Source organism: Okeania sp. SIO3B5, assembly GCF_010692555.1.
In the GTDB taxonomy this organism is placed as follows: domain Bacteria; phylum Cyanobacteriota; class Cyanobacteriia; order Cyanobacteriales; family Microcoleaceae; genus Okeania.
The window spans coordinates 25,867-44,970 of sequence record NZ_JAAHHG010000038.1; the positions used below are offsets into that span (position 1 = coordinate 25,867).

Genomic DNA, 19,104 nt, shown 5'->3' on the forward strand with positions numbered 1-19,104 from the left:
AAGGAAAAAATTTATTTTTTTCCCCTTGAAAGGGGAGGCTAATAAAGCTGAATTATTTAATTATTAATTGTTCGGTAAAATTTATAGTAAGCATTCAGCCTTCAGCTATCAGCACTTCCCTGCGGGATGCGCTCGCATTCAGCTATTACTTTTAGTTTGAGATAAAAGCTTTACTAATTGAGGTAGAATTTATATTTACTATCAAAGTCTGCTTTAATATATTCATTTAAACCCCCCTCATGAGAGCTATTAGCTGTAAGCTTGAGCGCAACAAGACTCTATCCTTAAGGAAAGTGTTTAAATTAATATAGACTTTAAGGACAAGGGAACCAACTTTTGTAGTAAGATAATTAATTAAAGCTTTGATCGTAAACTAAAAGCGTAAGCATTCAGCTAGCTCGCTGTCAGCTATCAGCAACAAGACTCTCTCATATAGGACAGTGTTTAAATTAACAACTGACTTTAAGGGTAAGGAAGCCAAATTTTGTAGTAAGACAATTAATAAGGCTTTTATCCTAAATTAAAAGCAATAGCTAATAGCTGATGGCTGACTGCTGAATGCTTACCTAAAAGCAATAGCTGATTGCCGATGGCTTACAGTTTAATATTATTAAAACATTCTTAATTGTGATAATTTATAGTATAATTATAATTCTATCCTTTACATTAAATTTAAATGCAATAGCAGTTATATATCCACCATTAAAACATTCATCAGAATTTACAGATACTAATACTATTTATCTTGCTAATAACTGGTATAAATATACAGCTAAAGATGATTCTTATACAGTTTTTTTTCCTGGTCAACCAGAAGAAGAAAATTTATCTGCTGATACTTCTTTGGGAAAACTTAATGCCTTATTAGTTTTCTACCAATATCCAGAAAAACAACGATTTTTTTCTGTCTCTAGCATCAAATATCCAGTCGATTCTAGTCAATATAATATTGAAAAAGGATTAAATGGAGCCCGAGATGGAGCAGCAACTAATTCTAACTCGACAATCATTAGTGAAAAGAAGATTAATTATCAAGGATTTCCAGGTAGAGAAATAATTTTACAGTCGAAAGTAAAGCCTAATTTGAGATTACTTTTAAGAATATTTATTGACCCTAGCGGACCAACATTATATAGTTTACAAGTAGTTGCTGAAGATGGAAATTTAGACTTTCCAGAGGCTAAAGCTTTTTTGGATTCTTTTAGTATTATTAATACTAGCTATTCCCTCTGAAAATAATGTTATAATTTATTCTAGCTACAAACATACTTAAATTGCTAACAGTTATTCGGGTAATATTTTGAAAAAAAATGTTTAACACCACGAAAGGAAAAAAAGATATCATGTTACACGACTATATATGTATAAAAGATTAGAAAACTTATTGACTAATGAAGATGACAAGACTAAAAAAACTTTGGCCGTATCTGGCAGTGCTAACTTGGCAAGAATTTTAGGTTTAAAACAAGCGGAAGTTTATAACAGTAGTTATCCAGACTGTAATTTAAGCAATCTAAATTATGAAGATAATTTTTTTGATTTTTGTGTTTCAGACCAAGTTTTAGAGCATGTTGCTGAAAATCCTTACAAGGCTTTTGAAGAAAGTATTCGAGTTGTTAAACAAGGAGGATATATATGTCATACAACTTGCTTTATCAACCCAATACATGGTGGAAAAAATTTAGATGATTACTGGAGATTTACTCCTAAAGCTTTGGCATTAATGAGTAAATCCTACAATCTTAAAATAGTTGAAGTTAATGGTTGGGGTAATCAAGAAGTATGGCCTTATATTCACATGGGTTTTAGAGGTCATAAAATTCCCGAAGATCCAGATAATCCAATATATCAATTAGCAATGAGAAATGAGCACTCTTGGTATATAGTTACTTGGATTTTGGCACAAGTTCAATAATCAGTAAACAGAAGCCGATCTAACTCAAGATTTGACCGATATGAGAATACCAAAAGAGGAGCTTAATTATCGGTTTAAATTCTAGTTAGGGCTTGCTGATTAAATCTAAAATGATTGCCAGATAAAGGTTTTAGCCTTTTTAGGTATTGAAAAAGTACATGATTTTCAGCTCTTCATGCTCAAAAAATTAGCATTTTTAGAAGAGTTGGGCAAAAAAATTCTCCCCTACTCCCCTACTCCTTACAGCGGTTTTCATTTCAGTAGACCACAGTAGGGACGTTGCATGCAACGTCCCTACAGGGTTTTGGTTATGGCGATGTGGTTCATCAATTTGAAAAGCGCTGTAAAAAATACTTTTTCAGCAAACCCTAAATAGGGTTTGCGTATGGAAAGTCTTTTTGCTGGGGTAGAAGACAACCCACCCCTAACCCCTCCCAGGAGGGGAAAAAGGACATAGAATAAATGGGAATTACAGAGTCAGTGGCCAACAAATCAGTGCGAGCATCTTGCTCGCGTGATTGTACCTCACCAAAGTGGAATACGCTGTAATATCATGTTCGGTTGAATACTTATAATATCTGTGGATCGAAGGCAGGAGGCAGGAGGCAACTATGCTGAAGGGAAAGAGCAAGGTTAGAAGGCAGAAGGTTTTTTATAACTGATTATCCGCAATTCGCAGCTCCCCTGGAAGGGGAACATGATATAACACTACGCAAATAGCTTAGGACATTGATACAGCGCTTCCCGTTGCTATAAGGTACGCCCCGAAGCGGGCAAGATGCCCGCACTACAATATTTTCATCATTTGCACTGTACCTCATTGGCCCGAAATATGTTGTAAATCGTCAAACTCAGTCAGGGATTACTTCTGACTTCTGACTTCTGACTTCTGACTTGCGCGTAGCGCTATATCCCACACTTTTTTAGCTAATTGAGTCAATATTTCTTGTCGAGTTTCAATTGCGTGGGAATCCCATTTAATAAAGGTCTTTAAGTCTTTTACTGCTAAGTCAATAGTTGTGTTATTCCCAACAGAAATTTTTTCAGCAATAGTTCTAGTCAACAGAAATCTTGAGTTAGTATAACCTAATTTTTTTTCCGTAAAACTCATATTAGTAATAGCAGATTTAATCGAACTTTCTAACAAAGTCAGATTGCCTAAAAGTTTACTATAACTTTCTATTTCACGAGGTTTATCGAAAGATGAAATTACTTCTTGAGTAGGATATTCTGGTAAAATTTGTTCTACATCTAATTTCAAAATATAATTGCCTAAATCATCGATTCCTCCCCCACTACCCCAAGCAGTTTCATCTATGTATTGTGTTAGTTTGGCTAAAATATATTTAATTTGATAAGGCTGAAATGATGACTTATTAAGTTTAGAAAATGCTTTCTCAAATTTATCTGCCACTAACAACTTACTAGAAATAATTTGGCTAGCAATAAATCTATCAAATTCTTCCGTTGATGTAATTTGACGTAATTCACTAGCCCACTTAAGAATCATGCCATCAAACGCCTTTTGATTGCGATCGCTAGTCAACATTGCCACAAATAATAAATTTTCTACCTGCCGACATAATTCAATAAAACAATATTGAGGCAATTTATAGGCAGCTAAAAGTAAGATTAAATGTTGCCTAACATTAACACTGAGACAGCGAATATTTGCCAAATAACGATTTACTGTTCCATCAATATTATTACCTGACAAAAATGCTACATAAGCTTCTGTCGAGGCTAGTAAATCATTCACAAATAGAATAGGTTCAGTATCATACCCACATCTAGATTCATTTTTTAGGAACCAATCATAGACTTCTTTTTCTGCAATATAATTTCCATCTTCTGCATATCTTGCCAAAATAAAATAGCGCAAAAAACGCATCGGTCTTTCCTGAGAATGATAGAGTAAATCTATCATTTTTTTCCATTTTATCTTGATTTTCTCATAGTCTTTTTGTTTAGTTTTAGCAAAAATTAAATTTTTGAGTAAATCCATATCATCTAGGGGTAAACCACGATGATTTAAAGTTGAATAGATTTTCAAAGCATGAGCAACACTAGCTGTTTTTACGCGAATTAATTTAACATTTTTGAGAAAATAGGCATAAAATTTTTTGAGATAAGAAATAGCAACTTCATCTAATGCAAATTTAAGAGAAAGAAACTTTCTAATTTCAGCATAAGCATTCTGAATATGTTTAACAGAACGAGTAGGAGATATTTGGTCTAAATCTGTTTGCATAGCAATACTTTCTAGTATTCCCCTACTTTCTTCATATTGCAGTTCTACCCTATGTTTAAACTGGTCATTACCCAAGTCATCTGTATATAGAGAAGTAATCTTATTTTTTAATGCTTCAATACGTTCATTTGAATTAATAGTTAATAGATAATCTCGAATTGCACAAAGAACTAAATAAGCAGTAGTCATCCGTTGCTGCCCATCAATTACTTCATACAAATTATCTCCACGACTACAAACAATTATACTGCCAATAAAATACTCAGAATAAGAGTTTTGATTTTGCTCAGAAAATTCTTCATATATATCTTGAATAAATTCATTTACTTCTTTTTCCTCCCAAACATATTCACGCTGATAATCAGGAATGACATAAAACTCATCAAATAACTTTTCTAGAGTCATGTCTTGAGATTCGATAGTTGTCATATAATTAAGTAGGTCAGTGTTGAAAATTATCGTTATGCAAAGGCAGGAGGCAAAGGGCAGAAGGCAGAAGGGAAGAGAGTTTTGGACAAGTTTACTTTTCGTTATATACTTCTGTTTTTTTGCACCATCCTACTTACCTTAATAGTTTTAATCAGGAAGGAAAAAGTAATATAGCCTTTTCTAAGGGCAAGGTACATCTTCAACAATTAATAATTAACAATTAACAATTAACAATTAATAATTAATAATTAATAATTAATAATTAATAATTAGGGTTTGCTGATTAAATTTCAAATAATTACCAGATAAAGGTTTTAGCCTTTTTAGGCATTGAAAAAGTACATTATTTTCAGCTCTTCATGCTCAAAAAGGAGCGCATTTTTAGCGCATAGTCGGGCAAAAAAATTCTCCCCTACTCCCCTACTCCCCTTTTCCCCTACTCCCCTCCTGGGAGGGGTTAGGGGTGGGTTGGGAGGGGGAGGGGCGAGGGGTGGGTCCCCTACTCCTTAAACCCACATTCCGCACGTCAAGAGCGTAACATTAAAAGTAGTATAAAAATCATGGCTTTGCTAAGTATTTATACTGTATAAATTATCTTCATTAACCTTTTTTAAGAGTCAAATTTTTGGGAAAATATTAAGCATAAATACTCAATTTCTACGTTATTATTTTCTCCTGAATTCTGGATTGCAGGATTGCTGAATTCTAATTTTTTATACTACGTTTTGTCGTGCGGAATGTAGGCTTAAAAAAGACTTTTGAGCGCAAACCCTAATTAGGGCCTGCTGATTAAATATCAAAGCATTGACATATAAAGACTTTAGCCTTTTTTTTGTCGAAAAAGTACCTGGTTTTCAGTCTAAAACACTCAAAAAGTTAGTATTTTAGGCGCATAGCTGGGCAGAAAAATCAAGCTACAATTCTTACTCCTACTTTCTCGCTCCCGAACCATTTCTCCTGTCTCCTGTCTCCTGTCTCCTACCCCTACTAAAAGACTTTTGAGCGCAAACCCTAATTAGGGCCTGCTGATTAAATATCAAAGTTTTTACTGGCAAAGGTTTCAGCCTTTGCAGGTACTTAAGGAAGTACCTGCTTTTGGGTAATTCCAGTTCAATTAGGAGCGTATTTTGGGCAAGATCAGGGTAGAAAACCAAGGGAAGATTCTTCTGGCTACCTCTTCTATGATTCCCATTCCTCCTGGATTCACCGATTCTGTTTGCGGAGCATGACAAACGGAAATTCTGGCTTCTCCTCTGAAAAAAAGACTTTTTCAGCAAACCCTAATTACCTCTTCTTACTAAAGATGAAATTTTCTTTCTTATAATTAACTGAAGTAGTTAGACCCTCATGGGTCTAACCCTCAACAGTAAAAAAGGACTAACTTTCCAAATATCCAGCTCCCAAAATTTCACAAAAATTTTCTTTTTATTAATTTTTCGTGAATATTAAATTCTCCAAATTCTTCCCTCCCAAAAATAGTGAGGAAAGCGCGAGCTAGTATCTCAGAGCAGCAAAATTTAACGAAACATACTACTAACTGAAGTATCCTCGTGAATGCGCCAAATAGTCTCACCCAATAAATTTGCCACCGAAAGAACAGTCAACTGAGGAAAATAATGTTCCTCCAAGAATGGGATAGTATTAGTAACAATAACCTCTTCAAATACCCCACTAGAAAGACGTTCAACTGCTGGTGGTGAAAATACTGCATGAGTAGCACAAGCATAAACTTGTCGCGCCCCTTGTTCGCGCAAAAGTCGCGCCCCTTCGGAAATAGTACCACCTGTATCAATCATGTCATCTACCAATACAGCAGTTTTTCCCTTAACATCGCCAATCACATTTAACACTTCTGCCACATTATGAGCTTGGCGACGCTTATCAATAATTGCTAATGGGGCATCGTTTAACTTTTTCGCAAAAGCTCTAGCTCTAGCCACCCCACCCACATCCGGAGAAACAACAACAATATCAGATAAATTCTTACTTACTAGGTAATCTAAAATTACCGGTAAACCATAAACATGATCGAACGGAATATCAAAATAACCCTGAATCTGGGCAGAATGCAAATCCATTGCTAAAATGCGATTAGCACCAGCCTCAGTCATCAAATTGGCCACTAATTTAGCAGTAATTGATTCTCGGCCAGCAGTTTTACGGTCTGCTCTAGCATAACCATAGTAAGGAATAACCGCAGTTACTTGTCTGGCAGAAGCACGACGACAAGCATCTACCATAATTAACATTTCCATCAAGTTGTCATTAACTGGACGACAACTAGGCTGAATTAGATAAACATCACAGCCTCGAATTGATTCCTGAATTTGAACATATAGCTCTCCATCTGCAAAACGTTTACGCACCATTGGGCCTAAATCTAAACCCAGATATCTAGCTACTTCTGTAGCCAAAGGAACGTTAGCAGATCCAGAGAAAAGTCTCAATCTATTATGATCGTTAGCAGTAGCAGGCACAGGAGCCTGAATTGGTAAAGTAGCACGGATCACGGCAAGCCCTCGCAGCACCTCTGTTCATTGCGATCTTATCATCTCAAACCAAAAATATCCTTCCGTGTTTTTATTGATAGAAAGATCGTAATATATCAGTAATATTTGCTAAATTAAGTCAGACAAATTTTGAATATTTAGTAAGAAAACTACGGAAGTCTTTAGAAAACGTAAAAGATCTTAAGTAAATTCTACTTTTCTGATAAATAGTAACTCCTGAAGTCAAAAGTCAAATATCCAAAGTCAAAAGCAATATGTGTTTGACTAAAAAGCTTAACAGAGTATTAATATAGCTTGTAAAATGACATTGGTATCCGGAGTGAGATTGTCAGCACCCCGCTCTAAAGAGACGGGGCATCATGCCTCTGGCTTTAGGTAGCTGACCAGCCTAAGTCCCACGAGGACTACGTTATCGGCAAGAGTTAAAATTCCTACCCGGAAATGCTTGCCAGTTCCCGGCTCTAGAACCACGGCATTAAACAGTTTGACGAGGGGTAAGACAGTGTGTCGTGGAAAGTACCGACCGATAACATTGGCGAGGCTAACTTTACCCCAGAAATGGGAGTTTTCGGGGGGTTATTCCCCCACCCCGAAAGGGGGACTGGTGGCTTCAGCTACCGCGTCGTTTTTCCTCCCCTAGCTAAAGCTGAGGGATTTCCAAACTATCGAGGATTTTTAGATGAGTTTAAAGGACAGAATTACAGAGGATATTAAAGCGGCGATGAAGGCCAAAGATAAGGTTCGTCTGGAAACAGTTCGTAGTATTAAAAAAGTAATTCTAGAAGAGGAAGCCAATGCTAGGGCAGCAGGAAAGGATTCTCTGACAGAGACTCAAGAAATGGATATATTAACCAGATTGGCTAAACAACGCCGGGATTCCATAGAGCAATATACTAAAGCGGGTCGTCAGGAACTAGCAGACGGAGAGGCTGCAGAGTTGGCCATTCTTGAAGAATATCTGCCAAAACAATTGTCTGATGAGGATATTGTTCGGGTTGTTGATGAAATTATTGCTCAGGTAGGGGCGAATTCTCCGAAAGATATGGGTAAGGTAATGGGTCCGGCCATGCAACAGTTGAAAGGTAAGGCCGATGGAAAGAAAGTGCAGGAAGCAGTTAAGGCTAGGCTTAATTCTTGAAGAAGGCAGAAGGCAGAAGGCAGAAGGCAGAAGGAACTTCTCAGAAAGGGATTCAGACCCCTCCTGAAAAGGAGGCACTGAACGGAGTTGCTGTGGGGGATTTAAACCCTTGCTCCCGACCGTCGCCAGAAGTACCATACAGATTGCCTTCTGCCCTTTGCCTTCATACTTCTGCCTTCTTGTTAAGAATAAAGTAATTTGTAGATGTAGGTGACTACAGACAATTCTATAAATTTATTATTATGCAACCACCAATTCCTATAGGAACTATTTTACAAAACCGCTATCGCTTGATTAATATTCTAGGTCAAGGTGGGTTTGGACGTACCTACCTAGCAGAAGATACAGGTCGCTTTAACGAGCGTTGCGCTCTCAAAGAATTTATTCCCCTACAGACAAATGCCCATCCAGTAACTAAATCTCAAGAACTATTTTCTCGCGAAGCAGCTATTCTCTATCAAATTCAACATCCCCAAATTCCCAAATTTCGAGCAACTTTTGAAGAAAATCAACGTTTATTCCTATTACAAGATTATATCGAAGGCAAAACCTATCGCAGCATATTGCAAGAACGTCAAATAACAAATAGTTTGTTCTCAGAAGCAGAAGTGCTAACTTTTTTACAACAAATTTTACCCGTCTTAGCTCATATTCACAGTTTTGGTATCATTCACCGAGACATATCTCCCGACAATATCATTAGGCGAGAAAGCGATCAAATGCCAGTATTAATAGATTTCGGAGTAGTAAAAGAACTCGCAACAAAAATTCAATCTTCCCACTTAGTAGCACCCTTGACAAATGTAGGAAAATTTGGCTACGCTCCCTGGGAACAAATTCAACTGGGAAGAGCAACAGCAAATAGCGATCTACATGCTTTGGCAGTTACAGTAGTTGTACTATTGACAGGAAAAGAACCCCAACAATTAATTGACCAAACCACATTAACTTGGAATTGGCAACGGTGGGTAGCAGTTAGTCCAGGGTTAGCTGAGATGATCAATAGAATGTTAAGTCATCAACCAGGCGATCGCTACCAGTCTGTCACTGAAGTAGAGCAAGCTTTGGAAAGATTACCCCATATCAAATCTCAACAATTACCTACCATCAACCAAGAACAAAATAATCCTTCCCCTTCCCAACAACCAACAGTAGGAGCAACTCCAAATCAAAACCTTAACCCCAATCACAATGATAGCTTTTTTGATAATCAGAAGTGGGTTGTACCTGCATTAGTAGCAGTATTAGTAGTTTTATCTGGCATAGTATCGTGGAGTGCAGTTAATTTTTTCCTCAAGCGTAGACAACAAGAACCTCAACTTCAGCAACCAACGAAAATAAATCCTATACCAGTACCAACCCTTCCCCCTCCTTCATCATCACCAATACCCACTTCATCCCCATCTCCAACAACTACATCAACACCATCACCTACTTTGCCATCACCATCACCTGTTGTTCCTGCACCATCTGCAAAACCAGAAGTACCAGTCAGACCACTACCTACTTCTACTCCTATTCCGGAGACTCCTACTCCTGTCATTATTCCATCTCCATCAATTACTTCAGAAGAACGTCTGAATGTATTCCCAGGGGAACCTATATCTATTGAAGGTCGCTTGAAAGGGAATGAAAGTATTGACTATATAATTTCTGGGAGTCAAAGGCAAAATTTGAATTTATTAGTTACAGGAGAAGGAGTTTTAATGAGTTTAGTAGCAGTAGATGGTGAACCAGTAGATGGAATTTCCGATCAAGTATCTATTTGGAAAGGAACTCTACCCAATGATGGCGACTACAAAATAACTCTCACTCCCTTACCCGGTTTACCTGGTACTGACTATAAGTTAGATATTAATTTAGTTGACCCCATACCTAAAGTTATTCCTACCTCTGAACCGGAAGCAACTGAGTCACCTACACCCACACAAGAACCGGAAGCAACCGAGTCACCTTCTAGTCTACAGCTCAATAAACCCTCCAAAAAGCAGATAAAAAAATCATTCCCCATTTCAACCCCACTTGAAGAACTTGATAAACCTTCTAAAAAGCCTAAAAAGCAAATTGTGATTCCAGAAACAGAGATAACACCCTCACCAACTCCAGCAGAAGAAACTTCATCCGATTCTCAAATTTTAATTGAATAGTTGTCATTTAAAGTTTTTGGCGTTGGTGAAAAGAGGTATGGTATCATGTCTGGATAAGAGCGCGAACAAAAAATTTTCTCCTTATATTCCTCTTTATTCTTCTTTCTTCCCCTCCTGGGAGGGGTTAGGGGTGGGTTGACTCCTGACTCCTGACTTCCCCTCCTGGGAGGGGTTATATCATGTTCCCCTTCCAGGGGAGCTGCGCTAACGGATAATCAGTTATAAAAAACCTTCTGCCTTCTAACCTTGCTCTTTCCCTCCAGCATAGCTGCCTCCTTCCTCCTGCCTTCGATCCACAGATATTATAAGTATTCAACCGAACATGATATTAGGGGTGGGTTGACTCCTCAATAATTAAGATTAATATCATACACGCGCTTCACCAACGCCAAGTTTTTGGGTGGTAGTGCATTCTAATGATCGTGCATTGTCATTATTTTTGTTACAAGGTACGGCAGTGGGAGCATCTTGCTCCCGTGCCAGGTATTCATTTTTCCTTCATAGACATTACTATGTGACCTGTCGAAGACTATACCCATGCAACTTTCCCTTCTGCCTCCGGCCTTCTGCCTTCTGCCTTCTTCCCTCTTCCTTCTTCCCTCTTCCTTCTTCAAGATGATTTATTGATTTTCATCCAAATTATCAAGATTGAAAATAAAAGGAGGTCTTTGAGAATTTTCATTTCCCAGAATTAAAACTTTAGGCATTTGAGAACCACCTTCTTTCCAAGCTTCAATAGCTTCTTTTTGTAAAACCAACTCACCACCTTGTGCTTTTAGTGTTTCCGCTAATAATTTTTGAGCTTCTGCTTTACCCTTTGCACGGTTAATATATGCCTGAGCTTCTTGTTCTGCTTCTTCAGCAATATATACTGCTCGTTGTGCTTTTTGTTCAGCAATTTGCTTCTCTTCAACTGCTTTAGCAAATTCAGGAGAAAATGTTAAATCAATTACGCTAGTATCTAACACAAGAATGCCATATTTATCTAAACGAGAACCTAAAGCATTATCAAAGTCTGCTTTCAATTCTTCCCTTTGAGTAATAGCTTCTTCAACAGTTCTTCTCGCTGCAGCAATTTTAAAAGATTCTTGAGTTTGTGGTGCAATTACTTTGGCAACTAAATTTTGTAAAGTTCCTTGTTCTCTTCTAATTTTTACTACTAACATAGGGTCTAAGCGAAAGTTAATTGCAAAACTTGCTGATAATTGTTGTAAATCTTTTGTAGAACTTTGGGCTGGAACTTCAAATTTTTGCACAGTCACATCATAGATATCAACTTGAGAAATCAAGGGAGGTTTAAAGTGAATGCCTTCTAAGAGAGCGCCATCTCTAGCTTTACCTAAAATACTAATCACACCAGCTTGACCAGGATTAATAATGACAAAGGAATTGAAGCCAATTAGCAATACTAATGATGACACGGTTGCTAATATTACTGTTTGTAAACTTTGTTGTTGATTTTTCAATTTTTTTCTCCGAATTCTGAGATTATGATTTATTGGTATATTTTCTTTGTTAATCTTAGTTCAAATTGAAAATTACCATTCAAATTATATAATATTTTTAGACTTGTTTAATCAAGAAGAAGGAAGAAGGAAAAAGGAAGAAGAAAGGAGGAAAAAGGAAAGAGAAAAAAGTGAATCGGGACTCTAAACCTAACGAATTGTAAACAGCCTGTAGGTGGTGGAGTATTAAACCCAAAAAGAAAAAGATAATTACTACTTTTTTTGACTAATGTGCTTGCTCTTAAGTAATAGTATTTTTTTAACATTAATACTAAGTTTAAAAATAACAAAAGTTATGAAAAACTAAATAGGGTTTGCGCTCAAAAGTCTTTTAGTAGGGGTAGGAGACAGGAGACAACCCACCCCTCGCCCCTCCCCCTCCCAGGAGGGGGACAGGAGAAATGGGAAGTTAGAGGAGGTAGGAGCTAAGTTTTGTCCCAAGATTGTTCTGCCCAACTATACGCCTAAAATACTAACTTTTTGAGCGTGAAGAGCTGAAACAGGCGCACTTTTTTTGACCCAAAAAAGGCACTTGTCTTTATATGTCAATGCTTTTAGATTTAATCAGCAAGCCCTAAATACTCCCATTGAACAAATCATATTAGGAATAATTAATCTTGTTTAAATTTGTACTACTTTTACTTTTAAGAAAGCGATCACAATATACATATCCTAATTCTTTGCCTACATAGAGAGAGTAAGACAAAACTATTTGTCATTTATACTTCATATCATGTCCGTTTAATTAGCGATAAAAAACTTTCTTCTCCTTGTATTTCTTCTTTCCTTCTTTCCTTCTGACTCCTGACTCCTGACTCCTGACTCCTGAAATGCTATATTTATTTTTAATTCACAATAGCAAGTTTTCTAGGCATCAATCTTGCCAAAATTTGTTTTAGTACCATTGCTGTCCAATCAATATCTGCTTCCGTTGTTTCTCGTCCTAATGTTAGACGAATACCTCTAGTAGAAGCTTCTTCTGTATAACCCATTGCGAGTAATATTGGACTTGGAGTTACCTTTCCACTATGACAAGCTGAACCAGCACTAATACCAATTCCAGCCAGGTTTAACTGTCGCACCAAAGTTTTACCTGTAATTTTATCTTCCATTTCCCCTCTTTCAACTTCTGGGGGAACAATGCAGAAACTAACATGATGAGGCAGTCTGTGCCATCGATCCCCAGTAGAAATTACATAAGAAGTTTGTGCCATCTGTTCAAATAAGCGATCGCGCAATCTTATTAACCTTAATCTTTCTGTCGTCATTTCCTCATCCGCTAATTCTGCTGCTACTCCAAAACCAGCGATCGCTGCTACGGCCTGAGTACCAGAACGTAACTTCAATTCCTGGCCACCACCAGTCAATATTGGTACTAGCTCTACACCCTCTCTAATATAGAGCGCACCCGCACCTTGAGGACCATAAATTTTATGACTCGATAAAGATAATAAATCTACTGGTAGTTTTTGTACATTTATTGGTAAACGCCCTACTACCTGAACTGCATCAGTATGAAACAAAACCCCATGAGAACGACAAATATTACCTAGTTCCTCGATAGGTTGGAGAGTGCCTACTTCACTTTGACCATAAATTATTGATACTAAAACTGTATTTGGTTGTAATGCTGCTTGTAGTTGTTGAGGATCTACTCTTCCTTGGCGATCGACAGATAATCTTGTCACTTGCCAACCCCAATTTTCTAACATTCTTGCTGGTTGTGAAATCGCAGAATGTTCCACACTAGAAATAATGATATGTTGGGGTTTTTCATAGCAATGCGCCACGCCCATGATTGCCATATTATCAGCTTCAGTCCCTCCAGAAGTAAAAATAATTGACTCTGGCACTGTATGGATCAGATTAGCCACTTTTATTCTTGCCCTCTCGACTAATGTTGCCGACCTCTGGCCCCATGTATGTAAGCTAGATGGATTACCCCACTGTTGGGTAAAAGCCTGTTGCATAGCAGCGATCGCTTCTGGCCTTGTTGGTGTTGTGGCACTATAGTCTAGATAAATTTGCATCATGTCTATCCGTTTATATCATTAACTTCATACAATATAGTCAAAATATTGTCACAGAAGTTTTGACATAAAGGAGTGAAAAAGTAGTTCAATAATTAATAATTAGGGTCTGCTGAAAAAGTCTTATGGGTGAGGGTAGGAGACAACCCACCCCTAACCCCTCCCAACCCACCCCTAGCCCCTCCCAGGAGGGGAGGGGAAGACAGCTATACTGGATAAATGGGAATGTAGAGGAGGTAGGAGTAACAATTGTCAGAATGATTTTTCTGCCATAGTCTTGCCTAAAATACTAACTTTTTGAGCATAAAGAGCTGAAAAATTTGCACTTTTTAAAGGCCTCCAAAATGCTAAAGCCTTTATATGTCAATGCTTTTAGATTTAATCAGCAAGCCCTAATTAATTATTAATAATTAATAATTAATTGTTGAACACTTCCTTTAATATGATAAAATTAAAAAAGATAAAATGACAAATTTTTAAGGTAATTAAAATCGCCAGTTCGTTTTTCATCCACGCTTTAAAAAGATGTGGCTTTCAAACTCCCGTCCATCTTTCGTAAATTCCCAGATATTTTCTACACAATTCTCATAGGAATGCTATGTGCCTGAATTATTTTTAATGTGGCTATTGTAACTCAGATATTTCTATACTTTATAATAGTTAAATTCTAAAAAGTTACCGAATAATTAAGGTTTAAAGCCTCTCATGAGCAAGGAGAAAAAAGCGGTCGAGGGATGGCGAGGTCTCGAAGCCATATACATGATACCAAGAGAAGAAAAAATTTTCCTGTCTCGTCAATCCTCTTCTTTTCAAGGAGAAGTAATTATTAATTATTAATTATTAATTATTAATTATTAATTATTAATTATTAATTATTAATTGATTGAATAGCTACTTAGGTTTACAAACATTATAATCTTCATGTGACATAACTTTCTGTGGTATAACAAAACTCCCATAATCTTGACAAATCATTCTATAGTTGCGGGTAACAGGTATACTTACTATGAAACGATTATGGCGGAGCCGTTTACCTCCAAATTCTCGATAGCTTTGATTATCATTTAATGCAGAAATAATTGCCCTAGCTTTGACAACTACATAATCAGGTAAACCTCTCAAGTCTATCAAATCGCCATCGAAAGAAGCTTCCCACTCTAACTTTTTTTCTCGCTTTTCCGCTATTTCTTCATCAACTCTTTGCTTTGCCATCTCCTGTTGTTCACAGCGATGGCATTTTCTCCCATATCCTTTATGGCCACACGGAAAAGTCCTTTTTCTTTTCGGCATAAAACAGCAAAGTTAGTTTTTACCAAGTTCTCTGAGCTTTGTTCAATGTTTTTTCCAGACCTGATTGAAAAATCCACAAACTATTTATTAAACTTCAGTCGGGTTATAGTCCACTCTAAATTTTACATTATCGGCCATTATTACACAATATTCAAATAAACCTGTTGTGACATACTCCCAAACTAAGCTTTCGCTATAGTGTGGGCTTCTCGTTTCGTAGTCCTGCCACTGCATCGGACAAGCGCGTGCTTTAAGGACGGGATGCCCCGTCGCCCTATTTTTTATATTTATTGCTGCATTCAAGTCGCGGTCTATTAAAATACCGCAGTGTGGGCAAGAATGAGTTCGTATGTTTAATTCTTTCGGAACTTTTTTACCGCAATTCGAGCAATCTTGGCTGGTATTTTGAGGATTCACTGCTATGGTTTTCTGTCCAGCATTTCCGGCTTTGACAGTCAAAATAGTTAGAAATTGGCCCCATCCAGCATCATTAATTGATTTACTCAAACGGGTCTTTGCTAGCCCTTTAATATTTAAGTTTTCATGGGCGATAACTTCAGCTTTTGATAACAATTTATTGGCTGTTTTAAAATGAAAATCTTTACGCTTGTCAGCTACTTTTTTATGTTTTTTAGCTACAGCTAGAATAGCTTTTAACCATCTTTTGCTACCTTTCTTTTTACGGGATAAGCGTTTTTGTAGAGTCTTTAATCGCTTCTGAGATGAACGATAATATTGAGGAATGGGAACCGACTCTCCTTCACTTGTTACGAAGAATTCCTTCAGTCCCATATCGATTCCTAGAGTATTTTCTGTTGTCGGTTCGACATCAGGGAAATAGGGAACCGATTTATCTTCTAAGGATAGCGTGACATAATAGCCATCAGCTTTACGGCTAATAGTAACGGTTTTGATTTGAAAACCTGACGGCAATGGTCTATGTTGAATCAACTTTATTTTACCAATTTTAGGTAAATTAATCTTATTTTCTTCAATACAGTTTTGTTTGATTTGAGGATAAGTAAAACTACGATAACGTCCTTTTCCTTTAAACCTTGGTTTCCCTAATCTAGTTCCTTTTTTGTCTGCTTTCAACCATCTATCAAAGGCAAGTTTTACTCGTTTTATGCAATCCTGTAATACTTGAGAATGAATCAGTTTGTAGTCAGGAAACTTGTCTTTTGTATTGACCAAATCTTTTTTTTGAGAGTAATAATCTGGATTATCTCTGAGTCTTGGAATTGGCATCACCAAGGGGCAGGCATTAACCGGACAGCGATTTTCGTCCCACCACGAGAACCGCTCGCCTAACCTATAGTTGTACTGCCGACGCAACAATTCCAACCACATTTCTATGGTGGCCAACTGTTCTTTATTGGGCCTTAATTTATATTGGTAGGCAGTGCGCATGGTGGAAAATTTCCGGGGTTATAGCAATATAATATACAAGTTTTTTAACCAGAGAGAAAGCTTCTGCTGGGATATTTACCCATTTAATGGGCATCGAATCTATTCAATTGGCCGCCGATTCATCTCACGCTCCTCTTTAAAATTATGGTGTGAGGCTTCTCGACGGTTTAGCTAAAATTAAAATAGAAATATTTAAGATTAAGGCCACTGCTTGAATCAGGATTAGGTATTACATTTTAGGTGGCACGTAAGCTTTTTCACCTACAACCTACGACCTTCTTCAGTGGTCAGCTTTTTCATCTATAAGTCTACAACTTTCTTGAAGTGTTATTTTTTTCTACTAAACTGCGCTTTGGTTATATTTTACTACTGGGCCTGATTCTCACTGCTTGTCAGAATATAAATTCGCAGTTAGTTGCTCAACTTCCCCAGTTACCACAAGACCCCTTAATTGAAGTTTATTTTAATCAGTCCCAAGCTTCAACCTATACTGAGTCCACTCGCCAGCAAACAAGGTTAGGAGATAATCTTGAACAAATAATCATTGATACTATTACTAATGCTACTTCTAGTGTAGATGTGGCGGTTCAAGAGTTACGTTTACCTGCCATTGCTCAAGCTTTGGTCGAACGTTATCAAGCAGGTATAGAGGTACGAGTAATTATTGAAAACACCTACAATCGTTCTTGGGGGAGCCTAACTGAATTTGAAGTAACTCAACTGTCTGAACGGGAACAGGAACGCTACAAAGAATTTTTTCAGATAGCTGATAATAACATGGATGGTCATCTTAGTCAAGATGAAATTAATAGCAGTGATGCTCTTGTCATGTTAACTAATGCAGGGGTTCCCTTGATTGATGATACTGCCGATGGTTCTAAGGGTAATGGCCTTATGCACCACAAATTTGTAGTTGTGGATGGTCAAACTACTATTGTTACTTCAGCTAACTTTACTAATAGCGGTATTCATGGAGATTTTTTAGAATCTATGAGTAGAGGAAATGCTAATAATCTTTTAAAAATAGAAAGTTCTGAATTAGCTGAACTATTCACAGAAGAATTTAACCTAATGTGGGGAGATGGACCTGGTGGAAAACAAGATAGTACATTTGGTATAAAAAAAACATTTAGACCTGTCAGACAAATATTTATTGGAGATACGAAAGTGGCAGTAAAGTTTTCTCCTATTTCTAGTACTAAATCTTGGCAGCAAAGTACCAATGGTTTAATTAATCAAACATTAGAATTAGCACAAAAATCTATTGATTTATCCCTCTTTGTATTTTCATCACAACAATTAGTTAATACCCTAGAAAATCAATCTCAAAAAGGAGTATTAATTCAAGGTTTAATCGATCCGAGTTTTGCTTATCGTTATTATAGTGAAGGGTTAGATATGATGGGTATTGCTCTGGCTAATAAATGCAAATATGAAGCAAATAATCGGATTTGGGAAAAACCAATTTTTACAGTAGGAGTACCAAATTTACCCCCTGGCGATCGCCTGCATCACAAATTCGGAATTATTGATAATTCCATTGTCATAACTGGTTCTCACAATTGGACTGAAACAGCTAATAAAAACAATGATGAAACTGTATTGATAATTGAAAATTCTACAGTAGCAGCTCATTTTGACCGTGAATTTCAAAGACTTTATCAAACAGCTACTCTGGGTGTACCATCCTGGTTGATTAAAAAAGTAGAGAAACAACAAGAAGAATGTGGCGATCTATTAACAGAAACTCAAAATCCGACAATAGATACTAACACTAAAATTAATCTCAATACAGCTACTGCTAAAGAATTGGAAACATTACCTGGTATTGGACCAAAATTAGCAGAGCGGATTATTCAAGCTAGACAAAATAAACCTTTTACATCTTTAGACGACCTAGACCAGGTGCCAGGAATTGGACCTAAAATATTAGAGCAGTTAAGCGATCGAGTTACCTGGTAAGTTCAACAATTAATAATTAATAATTAATAATTAATAATTATGGCTGACTGGTCTAATCTCAAAGCACTGGTAAATAAAAGAATAATTATTCCTCCTGCTTTCCCTGTCTTCCCACACTTCCCACACTTCCACACTCCTAACCCCCCCACACTTTGTTTTTTTCAGCAAACCCTACATAGATTTTGGCCAATGAGGTGTAAAACTAGAAAAGTTTCACAGCATCTGGCCTCCTGACTACTTGCTCTTATACCAATTTGAAAAAAGAATGTTACAAATAGTTTCAAACTTTAGATGTCGAATAATTTGCTGAAATTACTGAAGCATCAAAGTTTTGAGCTATAAAATCTGACTTTTAACTTTTGACTTTTAACTTTTAACTTTTGACTTTTAATATCAAATCCGTTTAATTGGACATAAAAAAATTCTTCAATCGTCATAACTATGCTCATCTTTGTAATTCTTTCTCCTCCTGACTCCTGACTCCTGACTCCTGACTCCTCCTAACTTAACCATTCTA

The 19,104-nt window shown here is 36.9% G+C and carries 12 protein-coding genes; 5 read left to right on the top strand and 7 right to left on the bottom strand.

Translation table 11 applies throughout. From position 1 onward, the window contains the following. Positions 1 to 627: 627 nt before the first annotated feature. Together F6K54_RS08215 and F6K54_RS08220 are read left to right on the top strand one after the other, a co-directional pair. Positions 628 to 1,233, top strand: a complete 606-nt coding sequence (locus F6K54_RS08215; RefSeq protein WP_293076360.1) for a hypothetical protein — start codon at positions 628 to 630, stop codon at positions 1,231 to 1,233. A 127-nt stretch (positions 1,234 to 1,360) separates the two neighbouring features. Continuing rightward, complete coding sequence (locus F6K54_RS08220; RefSeq protein WP_293076362.1) at positions 1,361 to 1,915, top strand: methyltransferase domain-containing protein; 555 nt, start codon at positions 1,361 to 1,363, stop codon at positions 1,913 to 1,915. An 862-nt stretch (positions 1,916 to 2,777) separates the two neighbouring features. Here the strand turns inward: F6K54_RS08220 and F6K54_RS08225 are convergent. Further along, positions 2,778 to 4,595 (bottom strand): DUF262 domain-containing HNH endonuclease family protein, encoded by a 1,818-nt coding sequence (locus F6K54_RS08225; protein ID WP_293076364.1) that lies wholly within the window; start codon positions 4,593 to 4,595, stop codon positions 2,778 to 2,780. Between the two features lie 1,517 nt (positions 4,596 to 6,112). Further along, the gene (locus F6K54_RS08230) at positions 6,113 to 7,105 is read right to left on the bottom strand and encodes a ribose-phosphate pyrophosphokinase (protein WP_293076366.1); all 993 of its coding nucleotides are present in this window, start codon (positions 7,103 to 7,105) and stop codon (positions 6,113 to 6,115) included. 679 nt (positions 7,106 to 7,784) lie between these two features. Here F6K54_RS08230 and F6K54_RS08235 point away from each other — a divergent pair. Further along, entirely contained in the window at positions 7,785 to 8,243 is a 459-nt protein-coding gene (locus F6K54_RS08235) for a GatB/YqeY domain-containing protein (RefSeq protein WP_293076368.1), read from the top strand. 242 nt (positions 8,244 to 8,485) lie between these two features. Beyond that, positions 8,486 to 10,390: a serine/threonine-protein kinase gene (locus tag F6K54_RS08240; protein ID WP_293076370.1), complete on the top strand. Its 1,905-nt coding sequence runs from the start codon at positions 8,486 to 8,488 to the stop codon at positions 10,388 to 10,390. Between the two features lie 620 nt (positions 10,391 to 11,010). Here the strand turns inward: F6K54_RS08240 and F6K54_RS08245 are convergent. The 5 genes from F6K54_RS08245 to F6K54_RS08265 form a co-directional block, all read right to left on the bottom strand. Continuing rightward, positions 11,011 to 11,856, bottom strand: a complete 846-nt coding sequence (locus F6K54_RS08245) for a prohibitin family protein (protein WP_293076372.1) — start codon at positions 11,854 to 11,856, stop codon at positions 11,011 to 11,013. Between the two features lie 884 nt (positions 11,857 to 12,740). Next, positions 12,741 to 13,925: a cysteine desulfurase family protein gene (locus F6K54_RS08250; RefSeq protein ID WP_293076383.1), complete on the bottom strand. Its 1,185-nt coding sequence runs from the start codon at positions 13,923 to 13,925 to the stop codon at positions 12,741 to 12,743. 891 nt (positions 13,926 to 14,816) lie between these two features. Then, on the bottom strand, positions 14,817 to 15,137 hold the full coding sequence (locus F6K54_RS08255; RefSeq protein WP_293076374.1) for a hypothetical protein: 321 nt from the start codon (positions 15,135 to 15,137) through the stop codon (positions 14,817 to 14,819). After that, entirely contained in the window at positions 15,107 to 15,241 is a 135-nt protein-coding gene (locus F6K54_RS08260; RefSeq protein WP_293076376.1) for a hypothetical protein, read from the bottom strand. The genes F6K54_RS08255 and F6K54_RS08260 overlap by 31 nt, the downstream gene beginning before the upstream one ends. A gap of 61 nt (positions 15,242 to 15,302) precedes the next feature. After that, positions 15,303 to 16,625 carry a transposase gene (locus tag F6K54_RS08265; protein ID WP_293076378.1) on the bottom strand — a complete coding sequence of 441 codons (1,323 nt, stop codon included), beginning with the start codon at positions 16,623 to 16,625 and terminating at the stop codon, positions 15,303 to 15,305. A 324-nt stretch (positions 16,626 to 16,949) separates the two neighbouring features. On the opposite strand from F6K54_RS08265, the gene F6K54_RS08270 reads away from it, so the two are divergent. Beyond that, positions 16,950 to 18,587, top strand: coding sequence for a DUF655 domain-containing protein (locus tag F6K54_RS08270; protein ID WP_293076380.1), 1,638 nt, complete (start codon positions 16,950 to 16,952; stop codon positions 18,585 to 18,587). The last annotated feature ends 517 nt before the right edge of the window (positions 18,588 to 19,104 follow it).